The organism is Lentzea sp. NPDC092896 (genome assembly GCF_044754905.1).
Lineage (GTDB): Bacteria > Actinomycetota > Actinomycetes > Mycobacteriales > Pseudonocardiaceae > Lentzea.
Map to the genome: position 1 here is coordinate 38,298 of NZ_JBIVPX010000004.1, position 21,541 is coordinate 59,838.

19 protein-coding genes and 2 pseudogenes are annotated in these 21,541 nt (G+C 68.7%); 17 read left to right on the top strand and 4 right to left on the bottom strand.

All coding sequences use genetic code 11. The features are described 5' to 3' along the window. Window positions 1–9: 9 nt before the first annotated feature. Window positions 10–243 carry an Lrp/AsnC ligand binding domain-containing protein gene (locus ACIQF0_RS21035; RefSeq protein ID WP_030467939.1) on the bottom strand — a complete coding sequence of 78 codons (234 nt, stop codon included), beginning with the start codon at window positions 241–243 and terminating at the stop codon, window positions 10–12. 97 nt (window positions 244–340) lie between these two features. Here ACIQF0_RS21035 and ACIQF0_RS21040 point away from each other — a divergent pair, with 97 nt between their 5' ends. Genes ACIQF0_RS21040 through ACIQF0_RS21060 form a run of 5 tightly spaced genes read left to right on the top strand, consistent with a single transcriptional unit; the run spans window position 341 to window position 4,245 of the window. After that, the gene (locus ACIQF0_RS21040) at window positions 341–1,309 is read left to right on the top strand and encodes a thiamine-phosphate kinase (protein WP_360048522.1); all 969 of its coding nucleotides are present in this window, start codon (window positions 341–343) and stop codon (window positions 1,307–1,309) included. Window positions 1,310–1,364: 55 nt separating this feature from the next. Next, the gene (locus ACIQF0_RS21045) at window positions 1,365–1,775 is read left to right on the top strand and encodes a GNAT family N-acetyltransferase (RefSeq protein ID WP_360048521.1); all 411 of its coding nucleotides are present in this window, start codon (window positions 1,365–1,367) and stop codon (window positions 1,773–1,775) included. 10 nt (window positions 1,776–1,785) lie between these two features. Further along, the gene (locus ACIQF0_RS21050) at window positions 1,786–2,307 is read left to right on the top strand and encodes a gamma carbonic anhydrase family protein (RefSeq protein WP_189153847.1); all 522 of its coding nucleotides are present in this window, start codon (window positions 1,786–1,788) and stop codon (window positions 2,305–2,307) included. A 20-nt stretch (window positions 2,308–2,327) separates the two neighbouring features. Next, window positions 2,328–3,002, top strand: a complete 675-nt coding sequence (locus ACIQF0_RS21055; protein WP_093593210.1) for a uracil-DNA glycosylase — start codon at window positions 2,328–2,330, stop codon at window positions 3,000–3,002. Window positions 3,003–3,045: 43 nt separating this feature from the next. After that, on the top strand, window positions 3,046–4,245 hold the full coding sequence (locus tag ACIQF0_RS21060; protein WP_401031597.1) for an MFS transporter: 1,200 nt from the start codon (window positions 3,046–3,048) through the stop codon (window positions 4,243–4,245). A 19-nt stretch (window positions 4,246–4,264) separates the two neighbouring features. Here the strand turns inward: ACIQF0_RS21060 and rpmB are convergent, their stop codons facing one another. Further along, on the bottom strand, window positions 4,265–4,456 hold the full coding sequence (gene rpmB, locus ACIQF0_RS21065; RefSeq protein WP_030467945.1) for a 50S ribosomal protein L28: 192 nt from the start codon (window positions 4,454–4,456) through the stop codon (window positions 4,265–4,267). 148 nt (window positions 4,457–4,604) lie between these two features. Between rpmB and ACIQF0_RS21070 the strand changes: the two genes are divergently transcribed. From ACIQF0_RS21070 to ACIQF0_RS21085, 4 genes and pseudogenes are all read left to right on the top strand, one after another. Next, window positions 4,605–6,215, top strand: a complete 1,611-nt coding sequence (locus tag ACIQF0_RS21070; RefSeq protein ID WP_401031602.1) for a DAK2 domain-containing protein — start codon at window positions 4,605–4,607, stop codon at window positions 6,213–6,215. 14 nt (window positions 6,216–6,229) lie between these two features. Continuing rightward, window positions 6,230–6,727: pseudogene (locus ACIQF0_RS21075) on the top strand (OB-fold nucleic acid binding domain-containing protein); the annotation flags it as partial. Between the two features lie 1,020 nt (window positions 6,728–7,747). Further along, window positions 7,748–9,412 (top strand): annotated as a pseudogene (locus ACIQF0_RS21080) (helicase-related protein); the annotation flags it as partial. Window positions 9,413–9,996: 584 nt separating this feature from the next. Next, window positions 9,997–11,127 (top strand): exo-alpha-sialidase, encoded by a 1,131-nt coding sequence (locus ACIQF0_RS21085; RefSeq protein ID WP_401031605.1) that lies wholly within the window; start codon window positions 9,997–9,999, stop codon window positions 11,125–11,127. A 3-nt stretch (window positions 11,128–11,130) separates the two neighbouring features. Here ACIQF0_RS21085 and ACIQF0_RS21090 read toward each other — a convergent pair whose 3' ends face one another. Continuing rightward, window positions 11,131–12,411: a hypothetical protein gene (locus ACIQF0_RS21090; RefSeq protein ID WP_401031608.1), complete on the bottom strand. Its 1,281-nt coding sequence runs from the start codon at window positions 12,409–12,411 to the stop codon at window positions 11,131–11,133. A 319-nt stretch (window positions 12,412–12,730) separates the two neighbouring features. On the opposite strand from ACIQF0_RS21090, the gene ACIQF0_RS21095 reads away from it, so the two are divergent. From ACIQF0_RS21095 to coaD, 4 genes are all read left to right on the top strand, one after another. Next, window positions 12,731–16,108 (top strand): pyruvate carboxylase, encoded by a 3,378-nt coding sequence (locus ACIQF0_RS21095; RefSeq protein WP_401031611.1) that lies wholly within the window; start codon window positions 12,731–12,733, stop codon window positions 16,106–16,108. A gap of 126 nt (window positions 16,109–16,234) precedes the next feature. Next, window positions 16,235–17,308 (top strand): MBL fold metallo-hydrolase, encoded by a 1,074-nt coding sequence (locus ACIQF0_RS21100; RefSeq protein ID WP_360048509.1) that lies wholly within the window; start codon window positions 16,235–16,237, stop codon window positions 17,306–17,308. Window positions 17,309–17,338: 30 nt separating this feature from the next. Beyond that, window positions 17,339–17,893: a 16S rRNA (guanine(966)-N(2))-methyltransferase RsmD gene (rsmD, locus tag ACIQF0_RS21105; protein ID WP_401031614.1), complete on the top strand. Its 555-nt coding sequence runs from the start codon at window positions 17,339–17,341 to the stop codon at window positions 17,891–17,893. Between the two features lie 53 nt (window positions 17,894–17,946). Next, entirely contained in the window at window positions 17,947–18,429 is a 483-nt protein-coding gene (coaD, locus tag ACIQF0_RS21110; protein ID WP_319977615.1) for a pantetheine-phosphate adenylyltransferase, read from the top strand. Between the two features lie 98 nt (window positions 18,430–18,527). Here the strand turns inward: coaD and ACIQF0_RS21115 are convergent, their stop codons facing one another. Beyond that, window positions 18,528–18,968, bottom strand: coding sequence for a GNAT family N-acetyltransferase (locus ACIQF0_RS21115; RefSeq protein ID WP_401032794.1), 441 nt, complete (start codon window positions 18,966–18,968; stop codon window positions 18,528–18,530). A 120-nt stretch (window positions 18,969–19,088) separates the two neighbouring features. Between ACIQF0_RS21115 and ACIQF0_RS21120 the strand changes: the two genes are divergently transcribed. The 4 genes from ACIQF0_RS21120 to rnc all read left to right on the top strand — a co-directional run bounded on the left by ACIQF0_RS21120 (window position 19,089) and on the right by rnc (window position 21,539). Next, the gene (locus tag ACIQF0_RS21120) at window positions 19,089–19,805 is read left to right on the top strand and encodes a DivIVA domain-containing protein (RefSeq protein ID WP_360048506.1); all 717 of its coding nucleotides are present in this window, start codon (window positions 19,089–19,091) and stop codon (window positions 19,803–19,805) included. Between the two features lie 147 nt (window positions 19,806–19,952). Continuing rightward, window positions 19,953–20,534 (top strand): DUF177 domain-containing protein, encoded by a 582-nt coding sequence (locus ACIQF0_RS21125; protein ID WP_093593243.1) that lies wholly within the window; start codon window positions 19,953–19,955, stop codon window positions 20,532–20,534. Window positions 20,535–20,536: 2 nt separating this feature from the next. Further along, the gene (rpmF, locus tag ACIQF0_RS21130) at window positions 20,537–20,719 is read left to right on the top strand and encodes a 50S ribosomal protein L32 (RefSeq protein ID WP_030467958.1); all 183 of its coding nucleotides are present in this window, start codon (window positions 20,537–20,539) and stop codon (window positions 20,717–20,719) included. 16 nt (window positions 20,720–20,735) lie between these two features. Then, window positions 20,736–21,539: a ribonuclease III gene (rnc, locus tag ACIQF0_RS21135; RefSeq protein WP_401032796.1), complete on the top strand. Its 804-nt coding sequence runs from the start codon at window positions 20,736–20,738 to the stop codon at window positions 21,537–21,539. Window positions 21,540–21,541: the final 2 nt, after the last annotated feature.

Genomic DNA, 21,541 nt, shown 5'->3' on the forward strand with positions numbered 1-21,541 from the left:
CAACACGAGCTAGAGATGTACCACCGGGCAGGTCAACGTACGAGTGATGCCCTCGACGTTCTGGATGCGCGCGACCACGAGCTGGCCGAGCTGGTCGACGGTCTCCGCCTCGGCGCGCACGATGACGTCGTACGGCCCGGTGACGTCTTCGGCGGTGGCTACTCCGGCGATCCCGGAAATCTCGGAGGCGACTGCGGCGGCCTTGCCGACCTCGGTCTGGATGAGGATGTATGCATGCACCACGGCGTGCCCCTTCGTCGCGACAGGTTGGGTCGAGGTAGGAACGTGTCACGCAACGTACCCCAGTTGGGGTTCCGAATGCTCAGATTGGGAGGCAACTTTGCGTCCGGAGCCGCCGCGCGACGCGGAGACGGTCGCCGATGTGGGTGAGTTCAATCTCATCCACCGGGTGACGACCGGTCGGGCGCAGCCGGAGACGACCATCCTCGGTCCCGGTGACGACGCGGCCGTCGTCGCCGTCCCGGACGGACGGGTCGTCGCCTCGATGGACGTGCTCGTCGAGGGTGTCCACTTCAGACTCGACTGGTCCACTCCCGAGCAGGTGGGCCGAAAAGCGGCCGCCGTGAACCTGGCCGACGTCGTCGCCATGGGGGCGCTGCCCTCCGCACTGCTCGTCGGCATCGCCTGTCCGGCCGACACCCCCGCGTCCGTCGTCGAGGGGATCATGTCGGGACTCTGGCAGGAGGCGGCGACGGCCGGCGCGGGCATCGTCGGGGGCGACATGGTCAGCTCCGGGACGCTCGTGATCTCCATCACCGCCATGGGAGACATGAACGGGCTCGAGCCGATCACGAGGTCGGGAGCACTAGTCGGGGACGTCGTGGCGGTCGCCGGCAGGCTCGGCTGGGCCGCCGCCGGACTGGCCGTGCTCGGCCGCGGATTCCGTTCACCGGTCGGCATCGTCAACGCCCAGCGCACCCCGGAACCGCCGTACGAGGAAGGTCCCAGGGCCGCGGAGGCGGGCGCCACCTCGATGATCGACGTCTCGGATGGACTGCTGCAGGACCTGAGTCACATCGCGGACTCCTCCGGCGTGGCGATCGACATCCGCACCGAACTGCTGCCGTTGCACCCGCGCCTGCTCGACGTCGCGTCGGCGCTCGGCGGGGACGCGCGGCACTGGGCGCTGACCGGGGGTGAGGACCACGCCCTCGCGGCGACGTTCCCCGGCCCCAAGGCGGTTCCGCCGAACTGGACGACCATCGGCACGGTCCGTGCGGGCGAAGGTGTGACGGTCGACGGCAGGAACTACGAAAAACCTCCTGGCTGGGAGCACTGGCGGGCGTAGGATTCAATCCGTGGAACTATGCACGCGCGCGTATGACCATCCAGACTCGGTCAAGATGATCGCCGACCTCCAGCAGGTCTACGTCGAGCGCTACGGCGACGTCGACGTCACGCCGGTCGATCCGGCGCAGTTCGCCGCGCCCCTGGGCTACTTCGTCATCGGCTACCTGGACGGCGAGCCCGTCGCGTGCGGCGGCTGGCGCGTCAACGACGAGCTGGACGGCGCCGCCGAGATCAAGCGGATGTACGTCGTCGACTCCGCACGCGGCAAGGGCCTCTCACGGCTCGTGCTCGCGCATCTGGAAACCACCGCGCGCGAGGCGGGGCTGCAGCGGATGGTGCTGGAGACCGGGTTGCGCCAACCCGAGGCGATCTCCCTGTACACGTCCAGCGGCTACGAGCGGATCGACAACTTCGGTGTGTACCGGGACCACCCGGAGAGCCGCTGCTTCGGGAAGTCGTTGTAGGTTCGGGCGCATGGCCATCTATGCGCTGGGGGACTACACGCCGCAGATCCACCCGGAGGCGTACGTGCACCCGGACGCGACGGTGATCGGCGACGTCCGCATCGGCGCGTTCTCGTCGGTGTGGCCGCAAGCCGTGCTGCGCGGCGACTACGGGCGCATCGTCGTGGACGAACGCACGTCGATCCAGGACGGCACGGTCATCCACTGCACCGAGGTCCACCCGGTGCACATCGGATCGTCGTGCGTCATCGGCCACAACGTCCACATCGAGGGCGCGACGGTCGCGGACGATTGCCTGATCGCCTCGGGTTCGGTGGTGCTCAACGGTTCCATCGTGGAAAAGGGCGCGATCGTCGGCGCCGGCGCGGTGGTCTCGTTCGACGGCCACGTCCGCGAACGCACGATGGTGCTGGGAGTTCCTGCTCGCGAACGTGCCGGACACGTTGTGCCAGAACAGGCCTGGGCATTCATCGTGGAGAAATATGTTCAGAACATCGCTTTGTACCGGGAGAAGCTCCGTCGGCTCGATTGAGTGAGATAGGGTTCACAGCCGTGGCTCGTCCCCTCAACGAAGTTGTCGAAGCCGGTTGGGCTGAAGCTCTCGCCCCCGTTGCTGACCAGATCGCCGCCATGGGTGAGTTCCTGCGCGCGGAGGTCGCCGCAGATCGCACCTATCTTCCCGCGGGCGAGAACGTGCTGCGTGCGTTCCAGCAGCCGTTTCACCAGGTGAAGGTGCTGATCGTCGGCCAGGACCCGTACCCGACGCCCGGCCACGCGGTCGGCCTGTCGTTCTCGGTGGCCCCCGACGTGCGGCCCATTCCCAAGTCGCTCATCAACATCTACAAGGAATACGCCGAAGATCTCGGGCACCCGATCCCGTCCAACGGCGATCTGACCCCGTGGTCCGAGCGCGGTGTTCTGCTGCTCAACAGGGCTTTGACCGTGCAGCCCGGCAAGGCGAACTCCCACCAGGGCAAGGGCTGGGAGAAGGTGACCGAGCAGGCGATCAAGGCTCTCGCCGCCCGTGACGCACCTCTGGTGTCGATCCTGTGGGGCCGCAACGCGCGCAACCTGCGTCCGTTGCTGGAACCGTTGCCCGCCATCGAATCCGCGCACCCGTCGCCTTTGTCGGCGCATTCCGGTTTCTTCGGCTCGAAGCCGTTCAGCCGCGCCAACGAACTGCTGGAGAAGCAGGGCGCCGACCCGATCGACTGGAAGCTCCCGTAATTCGCACATCCCCGCACGCCTCGTACCGCTAACGTCGCGAGGTGTGCGGGGGAATCGTGATCTGTTCATCGTCGCTGCCGGCGTGGGCGTCAGCGAGTTCGGCAACGCGTTGTCGTTGCTGGTCCTGCTGTTCTGGGCGACGCCGATCAGTTCGCTGCTGGTGGCCGCGGTCCTGATCGCCGAACTGCTCCCGTTCGTCCTCGGCGCTCCTCTCACCGGTGCGCTCGTCGACCGGCTGCCCAACCGCCGCCTGCTGATCGCCGGACTGCTCTGCGAAGGGGCGGCGATCGCGGCGATCGCGCCGTCGATGGGACAGCCGGTGCTCGTGGTGGCGCTGGTGCTCGTGTTCGGCTGCGGCCGTGCGGTCGCCCAGCCCTGCGTCGCCGCACTCGTGCCGCACATCGCGGGCGAGGAGCATTCCACGCGCGCCTACGCGCTGATCGGCACCACCCGCAGCGTCGGCAACATCGCCGGGGTCACCGGTGGAGCGTTGCTCGCCGGGTTCTTCGGTCATCCGACCGCGATGCTGTTCAACGGCGCCGCTTTTCTGGTCTACGCGGTGCTGGTGGCGTTCGTGCGGTCCGAACGCAGGCCCACGGGCGAGCACCAGACGCGTTCCAGCGCGTTGGCGGGGATTCGGCACGTGCGGCGGGATTCCGTGCTGTTCGCGGCGATCGTCGGGCTGGCGTGCTTCGTCGGCGCGACGGTGGTGATCAACGTGGCCGACCCCGCGTTCGTGCGGTTCGTCCTGCACGGCAACGAGTTCCTGCTGGGTGCCATACAGGCGTGCTGGATGGTCGGCATCATCGTCGGCAACCGGGTGGCCGCGCGGCTGAAGTCCGCCTCGCAGCTCGCCCACGCGTTGGCGATCACTGGCCTGACCACGGGCATCGCCGTGCTGATCCCGGCTGTCTTCCCGTTCGTCGCGGCCGCTGTGATCGGGTGGTTCATCGGTGGCGTGTCGAACGGCGTCGACAACGTGACCGTGAACGCCATCGTGCGGTTGCGCACACCTGAGGAGATGCGCGGGCGGGCGTTCGCCGCGGTCGGGTCGATGGTGACCGGCGCGAACCTGCTCGGGACGGCGGCTGCCGGTGGGTTGCTGCTGGTCATGGGGCCTCGCGCGGTGTTCGCGTTCGGCGGCGTCGGTGCGTTTCTCTGCGGCGCGGTCTGTCTCGTGTTCGTGCGCCGGGCCCTGAAACGCGAAGAGAGCCCGGCCGAAGCCGAGCTCTCCCCGAACTGAAAACGAACTGTGGCGGTGATCAGCCGCGCACGACCTTGCCGGCCTTCAGGCAGGACGTGCACACGTTGATCCGCTGGCGCTGCGAGGCCGAGACCTTCGCGCGCACAGACTGGATGTTCGGGTTCCAGCGGCGGTTCGTCTTCCGCTGGGAGTGCGAAACCGAATGGCCGAAGCCCGGCCCCTTGCCACAGACGTCGCACACGGCAGCCACGTCAGCCACTCCTTCAGGTTCCTCAAGCGGTAAGTCATGCGTCCCGGTGGGCGCGCAAGCGTGCACAAGCCTCAACCGGGCACGGCAACTCAATGAGGGTAGCCGGTGGCCTCACCCGCGACCAAACCGGGTGGATACTCTCGCCGCCATGCAGGTCATGGATGCGGTCGCGGTGCGCAGATGGGCAGACGCCTGCGTGCGGTCGTTGGACGCCAATCGGGAGTCGATCGACCAGATCAACGTCTTTCCCGTGCCGGATGGTGACACAGGTACGAACCTGCTGCACACGATGCAGTCGGCGCTCGACGCGCTGCTGCGTTCGCCCATGTCGACGGTGGGGGACGCGCTCTCGGCGCTGGCCCGCGGCGCGCTGGCCGGGGCGCGCGGGAACTCGGGCGTGATCCTGTCCCAGGTGCTCAGGGGCCTGGCGGAGACCGTGCAGGAGGTGTCGCTGGTCACCGGCACGGCGTTGCGCAAGGGCCTGCACCGGGCCGATGAGCTGGCCACGGCCGCTGTGTCCAAGCCCGTACCCGGCACTGTTCTGTCCGTGCTGCACGCAGCGTCCGAGGCTGCTCGTGACTGCGAGTCGGACGAACTGGACGACGTGGTGATGGCGGCGTCGCGCGCGGGTGCCGTCGCACTGGCCGATACGCCCCGTCAGCTGGCCGTGCTGGCCAAGGCCGGAGTGGTCGACGCGGGCGGACGAGGGCTCGTTGTGTTGTTGGACACATTGGCCGCGGTGATCACCGGCCAGAGTGTGGAAACACCAATAGACGCGCCGTTGCTGCCGCGCACGCCGGAGTCGCTGACGACCGAGCGGGAGAGCGGGTCGTCGGAGTTCGAGTACGAGGTGATGTACCTGCTCGACGACACCTCGGACGAGGCGGTGGCCGAGCTGCGCGCCACGTTGAACGGGCTGGGCGACTGCGTGTCGGTCGTGGGGGACGGGGCCTCGTTGTGGACCGTCCACGTGCACTGCAACGACATCGGCGCGGCGGTCGAGTCGGGTGTGCGCGCCGGGCGTCCGCACCGCATCACGGTGGCGCGGTTCGCCGACCAGATCGCCGCACAGGCTTCTCGGTTCGTGCGCGACCGGGCGATCGTGGTGGTGGTGAGCGGCGCCGTGGACCTGTTCCGCGCGGAAGGCGCCGCGGTGTTCGACCTCGCTTCTACTACTGCGACACCCACGGACCTGTTGTCGGCCATCGTGTCGACGCGCGCGCGTCACGTCGCGGTACTGCCGGGTGATCCGGACATCCGTACGGCTCTGGACGAGGCCGTGGCGTACGCCCAGGCCGCAGGGCAGGACGTAGTGGTGGTGCCGACGTTCTCGCCCGTGCAGGCCCTCGCGGCGTTGGCGGTGCACGATTCCTCTCGGCGCGCAGGTGACGACGTTGTCGCCATGGCCGAGGCCGCCGCGGCCACGCGCCGTGGTGAGCTCTCGATCGCTGCGGACGAGGCGCTCACGTGGGTGGGCCGCTGTCAGCCGGGTGATCTGCTGGGCATGCTGGACGGCGAGGTCGTGCTGATCGAGCCTGGTCCCGCGGCGCCGGAGTCGTTGATGGACCTGTCCTGCCGCCTGGTCGACCGCATGCTGGCGGGCGGCGGCGAACTGGTGACGGTGATCCTGGGCGCCGACGCGCCCGAAGGCCTGACCGAAGTGCTGGAGGACCACGTGCGGGTCACCCATCCGGAGGTCGAGGTGACCGCGTATCCGGGCGGACAGCCGGACGCGGTGATTTTTGTCGGTGTCGAGTAGTTCAATAGGGCGCGATGATCTCCTTCGACGACAAGCTGCAGCCGTTGCTCGGCAAGAAGACCGCCGACGCACTGGAGACCGGCCTCGGCCTCACGACGGTCGGCGACCTGCTGCGCCACTACCCGCGCCGCTACGACGAGCGCGGGAAGCTGACCGACATCAGGTCGCTGGAAATCGACGAGCACGTCACGGTGCAGGCCGAGGTCCGCAAGTGCCAGAAGCGCCAGATGAAGGCGCGCCGCGGCCAGATGACCGAGGCCGTCATCACCGACGGCACCTCGGAGCTGCACCTGGTGTTCTTCGGCAAGCCCGCGTTCGTCGCCGAGCAGGAACTCCTGCCGGGCACGCGCGCGCTGTTCGCCGGCAAGGTCGGCCGCTACCGGCAGAACCTGCAGCTGGTGCACCCGGCGTTCGAGGTCCTCACCGCGGAGCAGGACGGTTCGTCGTTCCTGCAGGCCTTCCTGCCCGTCTACCCGGCGTCGCAGCACATCAACACGTGGAACATCGCGAACTGCGTGAAGCAGCTCCTGGAGATCTGGGACGGCGTGCCGGAGGACCCGCTGCCCGAGGACTTCCGTCTCGAGCAGGGCCTGATCGGCCTGGAGGACGCGCTGCGGTCGATCCACCGGCCGGACAGCTGGGCGCAGATCTCGGTGGCGCAGCTGCGGTTGAAGTGGGACGAGGCGCTGGCCGTGCAGCTGGCCCTGGCGCAGCGCCGCAAGGCTTCCACGGCCCGTCCGGCACCCGCCTGCGCGCGCAGGTCCGGCGGCATCCTGGACGCGTTCGACGCGCGGCTGCCGTTCACGCTGACGGCGGGCCAGGTGGAGGTGGGCGAGCAGGTCTCCGCTGATCTCGGGTCGACCGTGCCGATGAACCGGTTGTTGCAAGGTGAGGTGGGTTCTGGCAAGGCCCAACCGCTCGATTCGCTGGTTCTCACGCCGACCGGTTTCATCAAGATGGGCGAGGTCCGCCTTGGGGACGAGGTGATCGCGCCCAGTGGCGAGATCACCGTCGTCACCGGCGTCTTTCCCCAGGGCGAGCGAGATGTCTACCGCGTGGTGCTCTCCGACGGGCGCAGCGTGGAGTCTGATCTTGAGCACCTGTGGGCCGTCAACACGACGGTGCGCCGCGACCGCGGGAACCCGCTGAAAGTCCTGAGCTTGCGTGAGATCCGCGACGATCTGACCACGGCGAACGGGTCGTCGAAGTGGCACCTGCCCGTCGTGGAAGCACCTGAGTTGGACTGTCTGACCGAACGGCCGCTGGACCCGTACGCGCTGGGCATGTTGATCGGGGACGGCTCCTTGCTCAACGGCAGAGTCATGTTCACCAGTGCTGATCCGGAGCTGCTCGTCGAACTGATTGCGGTCCTGCCGAAAGGTGCGCACCTCGTCAAGCCTGACTGGGCGAAGAAGTACGACTGGTTCGTGAACGGATGTCGCAAGGGCACGAACCCGGTCCTCAACGCATTGAGGACTCTCGGGGTCTACGGCCACCGCGCCAGGGAGAAGTTTCTGCCGGAGAACTACTTGATCGCCCCGGTGAAGGTTCGGCACGCGCTGTTGCAGGGCCTGCTCGACACCGACGGCACGCTGGACGGCGACCGTGGTTCGAACGTGACGTTCTTGTCTGCGTCGCCACGACTTGCTGATCAGGTGTCCTGGCTGGCGGAGTCACTGGGCGGCACGGGCAGAGTCCGCACCGTCGAGAAGATGGGAAACACGTACCACCAGGTCAGCCTTCGCTTGCCGAACGAGTTCCCGCCGTTCCGGCTCACTCGGAAGGCCGAACTCCTCAAGGAGCGCACCAAATACGTGAAGCCCGTGCGGGCGATTCGCGCGGTCGAGTTCGTCGGCCGCAAGCCGGTGCAGTGCATCTCCGTGGCACACCCTGACCAGCTCTACGTAACTGACCACTTCGTGGTCACTCACAACACCATGGTCGCGTTGCGGGCGATGCTCCAGGCCGTCGACGCGGGCCGTCAGTCCGCGATGCTCGCTCCCACGGAAGTCCTTGCGGCACAACACGCCCGCTCGTTGACCGAGATGCTCGGCGACCTCGCCCAGGCGGGCCAGCTCGGCGGCGCGGAGGACGCGACGCGCGTCACGCTGCTGACCGGTTCGATGAACACGGCCCAGCGCCGTCAGGCGTTGCTCGACATCGTGACCGGCGAGGCGGGCATCGTCGTCGGCACGCACGCGATCATCCAGGAGAAGGTGGAGTTCCACTCCCTGGGCCTCGTCGTGGTCGACGAGCAACACCGCTTCGGCGTGGAACAACGAGCAGCCCTCTCGGCCCGCGGCGAGCGCGAGAACCCGCACGTGCTCGTGATGACCGCGACCCCGATCCCGCGCACGGTGGCCATGACCGTCTACGGCGACCTGGAAGTCTCGGCGCTGCGCGAACTCCCCGGCGGCCGCTCGCCGATCAAGACCTCGGTGGTCCCGGCCCGCGAAAAGCCGGCCTGGCTCGACCGCGCGTTCGCCCGAGTGCGCGAGGAGGTGGCGAAGGGCCACCAGGCGTACTTCGTCTGCCCGCGCATCGGCGACGAGGAACCGGCGAAGTCCGACGACGAGGACAAGCGCCCCGCCCTCTCCGTGATCGACGTGGCCACCATGCTCGCGCAGGGCCCGTTGCGAGGCCTGCGAATCGAGATCCTGCACGGCCGCATGCCCCCGGACGAGAAGGACGCGGTGATGCGCGCCTTCGCGGCCAACGAGGTCCACGTCCTGGTGGCCACCACCGTCATCGAAGTCGGCGTCAACGTCCCGAACGCCACCGTCATGGCCATCATGGACGCGGACCGCTTCGGCGTGTCGCAGCTCCACCAGCTCCGCGGCCGAGTGGGCCGAGGCAGCGCCCCAGGCCTGTGCCTGCTGGTGACCGAGATGCCGGAGATGACGGCCACGATGGAACGCCTCCGCGCCGTCGAGTCCACTCTGGACGGCTTCGAACTGGCCCAGCTGGACCTCGAACTGCGCCGCGAGGGCGACATCCTGGGCGCCGCCCAGTCAGGCCGCCGCTCGGGCCTGAAGATGCTGTCCCTGCTGCGCGACGAGGACATCATCGCGGACGCCCGCACAGCAGCGCAGCAGGTCGTGGACGCCGACCCGGACCTGGCCGAGCATCCCGGGCTGGCGGGGATGGTGGCGACGCTGCTGACGGAGGAGCGCGCGGACTTCCTGGAGAAGACCTAGCCGGCGGGGCCCGCGCGGCGCGGCTGGCGCCGCGTGTGGGCAGGGCGAGAGGCGGGTCCGTGTCGCGCGCCTCGCCCTGGCCTGGGGCGGCGTTCGTGCGGCGGAGTTGGTGCCGCGTGTGGCGGGGTTGGTGCGGCGGAGCCGAGTTGTGCGGGCGAGGCGCGAGGGTTGTGCGCCGGGGTTTGAGCGGCGTGTCCACGGACTAGGCACAAGGGGGCGTGTCGCAGGGGTGTGCGCCCTGGGGTTCGTGCCGCGTGCGGGAAGGGTGCGGCGTTGGTGCGAGCCCTGCTCACCTGGCTGCCGCCCTGCTTGGTCCGCGATCTCGTGCGTCCTGCCACCCCGGCTTGGCTCGCGACCCCGGCCCAGCTCGCCGCCCGCGTGGCCTGCCACCTGGTGGTCCGCCGCTCTGCTTGCCAGCCGCCAACCCGCCACTCTGCCTGCCAGCCGCCAGCGACTAGCCCGCCGCCCGCACGACCCGCCACCCCCACCTGCCTAGGCCGCGTCCCCCTTCTCACCCCACATCACCTGAAGGTGTGCGCGTGCCAGGCGTCGGAACCGCCCCGCGACCTCGGTACGTTCCCAGCGTGCGTCGCATGATCATCACCGCGCTGGCCGCCGCCCTCACCGTCCTCTCCAGCCCGAGCCCGGCCCTGGCGAGCCCGGTGGTGCTGACCGGCGAGGAGTCCCGCTACCCGCACGCGATCCGCCTCGAACACGGCACTCAGCGCGGCTCGATCCTGGTGGCGCTGCACGGCGACCACGTCGTGGACGTGCTCAAAGCAGGGCGCGCCGGCAAGAGGTTCAAGAAGATCGCCGAGTTCACCGACTCGGCCGGGTCCACCGCCACGTGCTGCGGGCACCTCTACGAGTTGCCGCAAAGGGTCGGCGACATGCCCGCGGGCACGGTGTTGTGGGCCGGCTCGGCCGGTTTCAAGGCGGAGACGCTCAAGGCGCGGATCTGGCGCAGCGACGACGCGGGCGAGTCGTGGCGGTACCTGTCGGAGTGCGCGCGGGCCCGGCCAGGGGGCGGGCTGTGGGAGCCGGACCTGTCGGTCGACGCCGAGGGCAGGCTCAACTGCTACTTCTCCGACGAGTCCGAGAAGGGGCACAGCCAGTACATCGGGCGGACCGTGTCCAACGACGGCGTCATCTGGTCGGCCAAGCAGAAGGTCGTCGCGGTGCAGCCCGGCTGGCTGCGGCCGGGGATGCAGCAGGTCAAGCGGTTGCCGACGGGCGAGTACTACATGATGTACGAGATCTGCTCGCAGCCCGACCAGTACTTCTGCGAGGCGTACCACCGCACGTCACCGGACGGCGTGAACTGGGGCGACCCCAAGTGGTTCGGCAAGCGGCCGACGACCAAGGACGGCAAGTACTTCGCGCACACGCCGTCGATCGTGCTCGCGCCCAACGGCACCGCCACGGGACGTGTGCTGCTCATGGGACAGATGCTGATGTCGGCCAACGGCAAGGTCGATCCCGGCAACGGCAGGACGATCTTCGTCTCCGAGAACGGCGGCAGGGACGGCTGGTACGAGATCCCCGCGCCGGTTCCGGTGCCGGGCGCACGCGACAACTACTGCCCGAACTACCACCCGACCGGCGTGCCGTCGCTCGACGGCAGGGAGTTCATCGGGTTCGCGAGCGACTTCGCGGCGAACGGCAGCTGCCACACGAGCTGGGCCACGAGCAGCCTGCCGCCGTTCCCCGGATAGAACTCAGCCCTGCTGCCGCGGCTTCGGCAGCTGCTCGGTCTTCTGCTCGACCGGCGAGGCCGGCGAGGCCGCTGCCTCGTCCGCGTCCGCCGAGCCGTCCTCCAGAGGCTTGAGCACCGACATCGCCGCTTCCACCGCTGCCTGCGCGGCGTGGAACTGCGTGGCGAGGTTGTCGTGCGCCGAACGCAGCGACGACTCCTTCTCGGACGCCGCGGCCGCGCGCTGGTCGGCCTCGGCGACGGCCGCGGCGGACCTCTCCTCGGCCTGGCGCACCAGCGCCGACGTCTTGGCTTCAGCGTCGCGGACGAGCGCGACGGCCTTCTCGTCGGCCTCGCGTACCGTCGCCTCGGCCTTCTGCGAGGCCTCCGCGACGGTGGCCGTGGCCTTGTCCTCGGAGACGCGCAGGGTCGTCGCCGCCTTCTCCTCGGCCGCGCTGACCAGCGCGATCGCCTGAGCGGACGCGTCAGAACCGATCTTCTCGGCCTTCGCCAGCGACTCGGCCTCGATGTCGGCGAGAGCCTTCTCGGCCTCCGCCTGCCTGGCCTTGAGCTCGTCGTCGAGCCTCTGCAGCGTCTCGACGCGCTTGACCTCGGCCTCGGCGGAGATCCGCTCGGCCTCGGACCGCGCGTCCGCCAGCACCTTCTGGTGCTCGGCGGTCAGCGTCGCCTTGAGTCCGTCGTACTCCTTGTCCAGTTCGTCGTGGTACGCCTTGTACTTCGCGTCCAGTTCGACGCGGTGGGCGTCCAGGTCGGCCGACTTCTTCTCGAACTCGGCGGCGACGCGCTCACCGTTCGTGCGCACCTCCGCGACCAGCGCCTCGTGCTCGGCGGCGAGCTTCGCCTGCAGCGCCGAGTGCTCGGCCTCCAGCTCGGACCTGCGGCCGGCGGTCTGCTGGTCCAGCTCGGCGTGGCGCTGCTGGTAGTTCATTTCCAACTGCTTGCGGCGCGCCTCGGTCTCGGCGAGCAGGCGCTGGTGGGCGTCGCGCTGGTCCGCGGCCCACCGCTCGGCCTCCCCGCGCGTCGCGGCGGCCTTGTCGAGGGCGTCCTTGCGGATGTCCGCGATCTCTTCCTCGGCCAGGCTCATCATCACGCGCACACGCTCGGTGACGTTCGACGCGCTCACGGGACTGCTGGCGAGGTTCTGGAGCTGGATCTTGGTCTTGTCGAGATCGGCGCGCATCGAGTTGAGGAGCTTGGTGAGCTCCCCCACCTGCGCGGCGGCTGCGTCACGGGAGCGGTTCGAGTTCTTGAGGTCGAACTCCAAGCGGGTGACTCGTTCGTTCACCTGTCGCTGGTTGTAACCACGAAGGACAACGTCGAAATGCGGTGTGCGGGCAGTAGGCTGCCCGGCTCCATCAGCCCCGGCCATATGGCTCACCCTACCGAGATAGTCGCGAAGATCGTCACTCGATCTGGTTAAACCCACTACCGGCCGCAGTCTGACCGGGTGGTGGGTATCCACTTTGCTCTCATCACGCGAGAATTGGTGTGAGCAAGACCGATCAGGATGACACCCATCACGTGGGACAGTCCTCCCAACAGGCAAGAGTCGCACGGTAACGTGCCACGACTGATGACTGCCGAGTAACACCGGGAGGGCACGGATGTTCCGCAAGGTTCTTGTCGCCAACCGCGGCGAGATCGCGATTCGCGCGTTCCGAGCCGCCTACGAACTGGGCGCGGGAACGGTCGCCGTCTTCCCACACGAGGACCGGAACTCACTGCACCGGTTGAAGGCGGACGAGTCCTACGAGATCGGTGAGGCCGGACATCCCGTCCGTGCCTACCTTTCCGTCGAGGAGATCATCAAGGCCGCCCGCAAGGCCGGCGCCGACGCGATCTACCCCGGTTACGGCTTCCTGTCGGAGAACCCGGAACTCGCGATGGCGTGCCGTGAGGCAGGTCTCACCTTCGTCGGCCCCGTGGCCGAGGTGCTGGAGCTGACGGGCAACAAGGCGCGCGCCATCGCCGCCGCCCGCGAGGCCGGGCTGCCGGTGCTGGAGTCGAGCCCGCCGTCGTCCGACATCGACGAGCTGCTCGAAGCGTCGAAGACGATGCGCTTCCCCGTCTTCGTGAAGGCCGTCGCCGGTGGTGGTGGCCGCGGCATGCGCAAGGTCGACGAGCCGTCCGCGCTGCGCGAGTCCCTCGAAGCCGCGTCACGCGAGGCCGAGTCCGCGTTCGGCGACCCGACCGTGTTCCTCGAACAGGCCGTGGTCGAGCCACGCCACATCGAGGTGCAGATCCTCGCCGACGGCCAGGGCAACGTGATCCACCTCTTCGAGCGCGACTGCTCCGTGCAGCGGCGCCACCAGAAGGTCATCGAGATCGCGCCCGCGCCGAACCTCGCTCCCGAGCTGCGCGACCGCATCTGCGCCGACGCGGTGAAGTTCGCGAAGCACATCGGTTACCGCAACGCCGGCACCGTCGAGTTCCTGCTCGACCCGCAGGGCCACTACGTCTTCATCGAGATGAACCCGCGCATCCAGGTGGAGCACACGGTCACCGAAGAGGTGACCGACGTCGACCTGGTGCAGTCGCAGATGCGCATCGCGTCCGGCGAGACGCTGGAGGACCTGGGCCTGTCCCAGGAGACCGTCCAGCTGCGCGGCGCGGCGCTGCAGTGCCGCATCACCACGGAGGACCCCGCCAACGGTTTCCGCCCGGACACCGGCACGATCAGCGCGTACCGCTCGCCGGGTGGGTCCGGCATCCGCCTCGACGGCGGAACGGCGGGCGCGGGCATGGCCATCAGCCCGCACTTCGACTCGATGCTCGTGAAGCTCACGTGCCGCGGTCGCACCTTCGAACTCGCCGTCGCCCGTGCGCGCCGTGCGATCGCGGAGTTCCGCATTCGCGGTGTGTCCACGAACATCCCGTTCATCCAGGCCGTTCTGGACGACCCGGACTTCTACGAGGGCCGCGTCACCACGTCGTTCATCGAGAAGCGCCCGCACCTGCTGACGGCGCGTCACTCGGCCGACCGCGGCACGCGTCTGCTGACCTACCTCGCGGACGTCACGGTCAACCACCCGAACGGCACGCGTCCCACCGCGGTCGACCCGCGCGAGAAGCTGCCGGTCATCGACCTCAACGCCGAGCCGCCCGCCGGTTCCAAGCAGAAGCTGGTCGAGCTCGGCCCCGAGGGCTTCGCGCGGTGGATGCGGGAGAGCAAGGCCGTCGGCGTCACGGACACGACGTTCCGCGACGCGCACCAGTCGCTGCTCGCCACGCGAGTGCGCACCAAGGACCTGCTCGCCGTCGCACCGCACGTGGCGCGCATGACGCCGGAGCTGCTGTCCCTGGAGTGCTGGGGCGGCGCGACCTACGACGTGGCGCTGCGATTCCTCGCGGAGGACCCGTGGGAGCGCCTAGCGGCGTTGCGCGAAGCGGTGCCGAACATCAACCTGCAGATGCTGCTGCGCGGCCGCAACACGGTCGGCTACACGCCGTACCCCGAGGCGGTCACCAAGGCGTTCGTGCAGGAGGCGACGAACACCGGCATCGACATCTTCCGGATCTTCGACGCGCTGAACGACGTCGAGCAGATGCGCCCGGCGATCGAGGCCGTGCGCGAGACCGGGACGGCGATCGCCGAGGTCGCGCTCTGCTACACGAGCGATCTGTCCAATCCGGACGAACGTCTGTACACACTGGACTACTACCTCAAGCTCGCCGAGCAGATCGTCGGCGCGGGCGCGCACGTGCTGTGCGTCAAGGACATGGCCGGCCTGCTGCGGGCACCCGCCGCGTCCCGCCTGATCACCGCGCTGCGCAAGGAGTTCGACGTCCCGGTCCACCTCCACACGCACGACACGGCCGGTGGCCAGCTCGCGACCTACCTGGCCGCGATCCAGGCCGGCGTGGACGCGATCGACGGCGCGACCGCGTCGATGGCGGGCACGACCTCGCAGCCGCCGCTGTCGTCGATCGTGGCGCTGACCGACCACACCGAGCACTCGACGGGGCTGAACCTCCAGAACGTCTGCGACCTGGAGCCGTACTGGGAGTCGGTGCGCAAGATCTACGCGCCGTTCGAGTCCGGCATCCCCGGCCCGACCGGCCGCGTCTACCACCACGAGATCCCCGGTGGTCAGCTCTCGAACCTGCGCACCCAGGCCGTCGCGCTCGGTCTCGGCGAGAAGTTCGAGGAGATCGAGTCGATGTACGCGGCCGCCGACCGCATGCTCGGCCACCTCGTGAAGGTGACGCCGTCGTCCAAGGTCGTCGGTGACCTCGCGCTGCACCTCGTGGGCGCGGGCGTCGCACCGAAGGACTTCGAGGCGGACCCCGGCAAGTTCGACATCCCGGCGTCGGTGATCGGTTTCCTGCACGGTGAGCTGGGCGACCCGCCCGGCGGCTGGCCGGAGCCGTTCCGCAGCAAGGCCCTCGAAGGCCGCCCCGCCCCGAAGCCGGTCGAGGAGCTGTCCGACGAGGACGAGGCCGGGCTCGTCGATGACCGGCGGGCGACGTTGAACAGGCTGCTGTTCCCGGCGCCCACCAAGGAGTTCCGCACGCACCGCGACGCCTACGGCGACACGTCGGTGTTGCGCTCCAAGGACTTCTTCTACGGCCTGCGTCCCGGCGAGGAGTACTCCGTCGACCTGGAGCCGGGCGTCCGGCTGCTGATCGGCCTGGAGGCGATCTCCGAGGCCGACGCGCGGGGCATCCGCACGGTCATGGCGACCCTGAACGGCCAGCTGCGCCCGATCCAGATCCGCGACCGCTCGGTGGCAGCCGACATCCCGGCCGCGGAGAAGGCCGACCGCGCGAACCAGAACCACGTGGCGGCCCCGTTCGCCGGCGTGGTGACGGCCGTGGTGGCGGAGGGCGACCGCGTCGACGCCGGGCAGACCGTCGCGACGATCGAGGCCATGAAGATGGAGGCCGCGATCACCGCCCCGAAGGCGGGCGTCGTGCAGCGCCTGGCGTTGCGCGGTGCCCAGCAGGTCGAGGGCGGCGACCTCCTGATCGTTCTGGAGTAGCTCGTCCCGTGTGAAGGGCCCGGTCTCGTCGAGACCGGGCCCTTTCGCTGTGCGGAGTGCGCGGAACTCCACGACGATTCCCTGCGTTGCACCGGACACGGGAGTCAGGGGAAGAGGGTTTCGCACATGAAGAAGGCGTTGGCCGGACTGCTCGGCCTGGCTGGGGTGGCTTGGGCGCTCAAGGACGTGCCCCGGCAGCTTGGCGGGAAGCCGGATCCGGTCCACATGTCCCGCTCGCCGCGTTTCCGCGACGGGAAGTTCCACAACGACAAGGAAGTCCGCACCGTTCCGGACAGAGACTCGTTCTCGATCAGCGACTTCGTGCGCGGTGGACAGGACCGCAAGCCCGCGGTGGCGGTGCCGCTGGTGGGACCCGCCACGCCGGTCACCGACGGACTGCACGTCACCTGGTACGGCCACGCGTCCGCGCTGATCGAGATCGACGGCGCCGCCGTGCTCCTCGATCCTGTGTGGAGCGACCGCGTCTCGCCGTCCGCGCACGTCGGTCCCAAGCGACTGCACCCGGTTCCGCACGAGTTGTCGGATTTGCCCGACATCAGTGCCGTCGTGATCTCGCACGACCACTACGACCACCTCGACATGGAGACCGTGCAGGCGCTGACCGCCGGGACGTCCGCGGTGTTCGTGGTGCCGCTCGGGCTCGGCGCACACCTCGCGCGGTGGGACGTGCCCGCCGACCGCGTCGTGGAACTGGACTGGGACGAGTCGCACACCGTCGACGGGTTCACGCTCACCTGCACTGCGGCACAACACTTCTCCGGCCGTTCGGTGCAGCGCAACGTGACGTTGTGGGCGTCGTGGGTGATCAAGCGCGGTGAGCGTGCCGTGTTCTACAGCGGTGACACCGGCTACTTCCCGGGCTACGCGGCCATCGGTGCCGAGCACGGGCCGTTCGACGTGGTGCTGATGCAGGTCGGCGCGTACAACGACGCGTGGGCGGACATCCACATGACGCCGGAGGAAGGCGTTCAGGCGTTCAAGGACCTCGGCGGCGAGCTGCTGATCCCGGTGCACTGGGCGACGTTCAACCTCGCGCTGCACCCGTGGGGCGAGCCGATCGACCGCGTGTGGCGGGAGGTCAAGGCGGGCGGGCTGAAACTCGCGGTGCCGAGGCCCGGCGAACGGGTGGACGTCGACAAGCCGGCCGAGGTCGACGGCTGGTGGCAGGCGCTCGCCTGACGCGCGGAGCGCACCTGGGACGATGGGCCGGTGACACGAATCGTTGCCGGGACCGCGGGAGGCCGCAGGCTCAAGGTTCCGCCCAAGGGCACGCGGCCCACGTCCGAGCGGGTGCGGGAGGCGTTGTTCAGCTCCCTCGAGGCGCTGTTCGACCTCGACGGCGCGAAGGTGCTCGACCTCTACGCCGGATCGGGCGCGCTCGGGTTCGAGGCGCTGAGCCGGGGCGCGGAGCACGCGACGTTCGTGGAGTCGGACAAGCGGGCCGCTGACGTCCTCAAGGGCAACGCCAAAGAGCTCGGGTTCGCGAACACGGTCGTCGTGAATCGCACGGCCGAGGCGTACGTCACGGCCGAAGGGGAGAAGTTCGACGTCGTGTTCGCCGACCCGCCGTACGCCGTGGGTGACGACGAGCTCGCCAAAGTGCTTCGCGGGATCGTGCCCAGGCTCGCCGGGGACGCCATCTTGATCGTGGAACGTGCTTCGCGAAGTGGCGAACCAGTGTGGCCCGAGGAAGTGGAAGCCTTGCGTGCCAAGCGTTACGGGGACACGGCCGTGTACTGGGCACAGGTGCGTTCTGATGGGTGACGAGAACCACGGACACGCCTGGAGGCGTCCGATCGGGTGCTAACGTCCGGCACATGACGCGTGCCGTGTACCCCGGCTCCTACGACCCGGTAACCAACGGTCACCTGGACATCATCGGGAGAGCCGCGCACCTCTTCGAAGAGGTTGTCGTCGCCGTGCTCATCAACAAGAACAAGCGCACGCTGTTCGACGTCGAGGAGCGCCAGGAGATGCTCATCGAGGTCACGGCGCAATGGGACAACGTGCGCGTGGACTCGTGGCACGGGCTGTTGGTCGACTACTGCCGCGAGAACAACATCAAGGCCATCGTGAAGGGCCTGCGCGCGGTCAGCGACTACGACTACGAGCTGCAGATGGCGCAGATGAACCACCAGCTCACCGGCGTCGACACGCTGTTCATGCAGGCCAGCCCGCAGTACTCCTACCTGGCGTCCTCGCTGGTCAAGGAGGTCGCGACGTACGGCGGCGACGTCTCGACGCTACTGCCCGCGTCCATCGAGCAGCGGCTGCAGCAGCGCCTCGCCGAAACTCGGTAGTGCGGCGACCTCCAACCTTCACCGTCTGTTCCGGCGCCCAGCAGGGCGATGCACCGTATGAACGGCGGAACGGCAGGCGAAGGCTGGAGGTCGCCGCACTAGAGCGCGAGCTTCATCCCCACGTGCGACGCGGTGAACCCGAGCCGTTCGTAGAACCGGTGCGCGTCCACACGTGACGCGTCCGTCGTCAGCTGAACCACACCGCAACCGCGTGCGCGCGCCTCGTCGATCGCCCACCTCATCAGGTGCTCGCCGAGGCCGTTGCCGCGTTGGTCGGAACGCACCCGCACGGCCTCGACGGTCGCGCGGGTCATGCCCAGGCGCGACAGGCCGGACGTGAACGTCAGCTGCAGCGTGCCCACGACCTCGGCGCCGTCCACCGCCACCGCCAGGTACTGGTGCGGGTCGGCGTCGATCACCTCGAACGCCTTCAGATAGGCAGGATCGCCCGGCGTCTCCCGCCGCGCGCCGAGCGGGTCGTCCGCCAGCATCGCCACGATCGGGTGGACATCGGCGGCCGTGGCCCGCCTGATTGTGATCTTCACGTTTCCCCCTGCCGGATCGGGGCAAATCCTGACACGCCCTGCCGATCTCCCTCTCCCGGGTAGATCGGCAGGGCACACTTGTGGGTGGGAGTCACAGGGGTTAGGGAGTGAGACGTGTACCGGGTGTTCGAGGCACTCGACGAGCTCGTCACGATCGTCGAGGAAGCGCGCGGAGTACCGATGACCTCGGGCTGCGTGGTGCCGCGCGGCGACGTGCTCGAACTGCTCGACGACGTGCGTGACGCGATCCCTGCCGAACTCGACGACGCGCAGGACGTGCTGGACCACCGCGACGAGGTCGTCGGCAAGGCCAAGCACGAGGCCGAGTCGGGTGTGTCCAAGGCACGCGCGGACGCGGATCGCATGCTCGCCGAGGCACAGGCCGAGGCGGAGGCGATGCTGTCCGACGCGCGCGCCCGCGCCGAGCGGATGATCGCCGAGGCGGAGGACCAGGCCGAACGGACCGTGTCCGCCGGCCGCCAGGAGTACGACGACCTGGTGGGTCGCTCGCACTCCGAGGCCGAGCGCATGATCCAGGCGGGCCGCGCGAACTACGAGCGCGCCACCGAGGACGGCCGCGCCGAGCAGGCGAGGCTCGTCAACGAGCAGGAGGTCGTCCGGGCGGCGCACGCCGAGTCGGCGCGACTGCTCGACGCCGCCCAGAGCGAGTCGATCCGGCTGCGGTCGGAGTGCGACGCGTACGTGGACGGCAAGCTCGCGGACTTCGAGGACCTCCTCGCGCACACGCTCAGGTCGGTCGGCAAGGGCCGTTCGCACCTGCGCGGGCCGGCTGTCGCGGGTGCCGCGGCGCCGTTCGACTACGGTTCCTGACGAACCAGCGGCTCGGAACGCACCTGAACGTGTGATTCGTGCTACGTCGGACAGGTGCGATCACCTGCCGATTTCACGCACGGGGGCGTCGTCCCGTACCCTGGAACGGCTGGACGTGGTAGGTCCCCGCCGGCAAAACCCGAAATCATGACTGAGCATCGTCACGCGTCCACGCGTCCCACAGCATCCGGTCCCTGGGTCATCGACACCAGGGACATCGGCCGTCGCGCCGGCCTCAGCCGACCCTTCGTGAGGTCGGTTCCCGGCGCAGGTGTGGGGCTGCTCGGGGTGATCGCGGTGCCCGAGGACGGGGAAGTGGAGCTCGACCTCCTGATCGAATCGGTCGTGGAGGGCCTGCTCGTGTCGGGGACAGCGTTCGCGAAGGTCGAAGGGGAGTGCTCGAGGTGTCTCGAGCCGCTCACCGATGAGGTCGAAGTCCGGATCACCGAGCTCTACGCCTGGCCGGACAGCACCACCGACGCGACCACTGATGAAGACGAGGTCAGCCGGATCGTCAACGATCTGATCGACCTCGAGCCTGTGGTGCGGGACGCCATCGTTCTCGCGCTGCCGCAGGCACCGCTCTGCGAGCCGGACTGCAAGGGGCTTTGCTCCGAGTGTGGTGGCAGGTGGGCGGAGCTCGGGCCCGACCACGGGCATGAGACGATTGACCCTCGTTGGGCCGCGTTGCAAGAGCGGTTCAGCGATGACAACTCGGAGGAGAAGTAGTCGTGGCCGTCCCGAAGCGGAAAATGTCGCGTTCGAACACCCGTGCGCGCCGTTCCCAGTGGAAGACGTCTGCCGTGCACCTGGTGGCGTGCTCCAACAAGGCTTGCCGCCAGCCGAAGCCGCAGCACGTCGCCTGCCCGGCCTGTGGTCAGTACGCTGGCCGCCAGGTCGCTCAGCCGGCCTGATCTCCTCGGCGACGTAGTGGGGGGAAAGCCGCCGCGCGCACCGCAAGCGGACCGCGCGGACCTGCTCGAAGCGCTCGGCGTCCACCTGGACGCCGAGCTGCTCGTGCTGTCGCTCACCCACAGGTCTTACGCGTACGAGAACGGCGGCTTGCCGCCGAACGAGCGTCTCGAGTTCCTGGGAGACGTGGTACTGGGGCTGGTCGTCACCGACCACCTCTACCGCACTCATCCCGACCTTCCAGAAGGTCAGCTCGCGAAGCTCCGTGCCAGCGTGGTCAACATGCACGCACTGGCCGGCGTCGCGCGCAACCTGAGTGAGGGCGGGCTCGGTGCACACCTGTTGCTCGGTCGTGGCGAAGAACTGACCGGCGGCAGGGACAAGGCGAGCATTCTCGCTGACGGTCTCGAGGCCGTCATCGGTGCGGTGTACCTGCAGTTCGGTATCGATACCGCACGAACGTTCGTTCACCGGCTGTTCGATCCGCTCTTGGCCAAAGCTCCGCTTTTGGGTGCTGGACTGGACTGGAAGACAAGCCTGCAGGAGCTCACCGCTCAAGCCAGTCTCGGCGTCCCGGAGTATCGCGTGGACGACCAGGGGCCGGACCACCGCAAGGAGTTCACCGCCACGGTGCTCGTCGGTGGCCAGCCCTACGGCAAGGGTGATGGGCGCACCAAGAAGGAAGCCGAGCAGAAAGCCGCCGAAGCGGCTTATCATGTTCTGTCGGAACGGGTCAAGGCCGAGCAGGAGTCGGCCGTGGCCAAGAACGGACAGAATGGCGCCTCGGTGACGCCAGGGATCTCCCCAACCGAGGAAGACTGAGA

Coding starts and splice junctions, on each gene's coding strand:
- ACIQF0_RS21125 (WP_093593243.1), top strand. CDS start 19,953: ATGACTGAGCATCGTCACGCGTCCACGCGTCCCACAGCATCCGGTCCC.
- ACIQF0_RS21050 (WP_189153847.1), top strand. CDS start 1,786: ATGGCCATCTATGCGCTGGGGGACTACACGCCGCAGATCCACCCGGAG.
- ACIQF0_RS21100 (WP_360048509.1), top strand. CDS start 16,235: ATGAAGAAGGCGTTGGCCGGACTGCTCGGCCTGGCTGGGGTGGCTTGG.
- ACIQF0_RS21070 (WP_401031602.1), top strand. CDS start 4,605: ATGCAGGTCATGGATGCGGTCGCGGTGCGCAGATGGGCAGACGCCTGC.
- ACIQF0_RS21095 (WP_401031611.1), top strand. CDS start 12,731: ATGTTCCGCAAGGTTCTTGTCGCCAACCGCGGCGAGATCGCGATTCGC.
- ACIQF0_RS21045 (WP_360048521.1), top strand. CDS start 1,365: ATGATCGCCGACCTCCAGCAGGTCTACGTCGAGCGCTACGGCGACGTC.
- coaD (WP_319977615.1), top strand. CDS start 17,947: ATGACGCGTGCCGTGTACCCCGGCTCCTACGACCCGGTAACCAACGGT.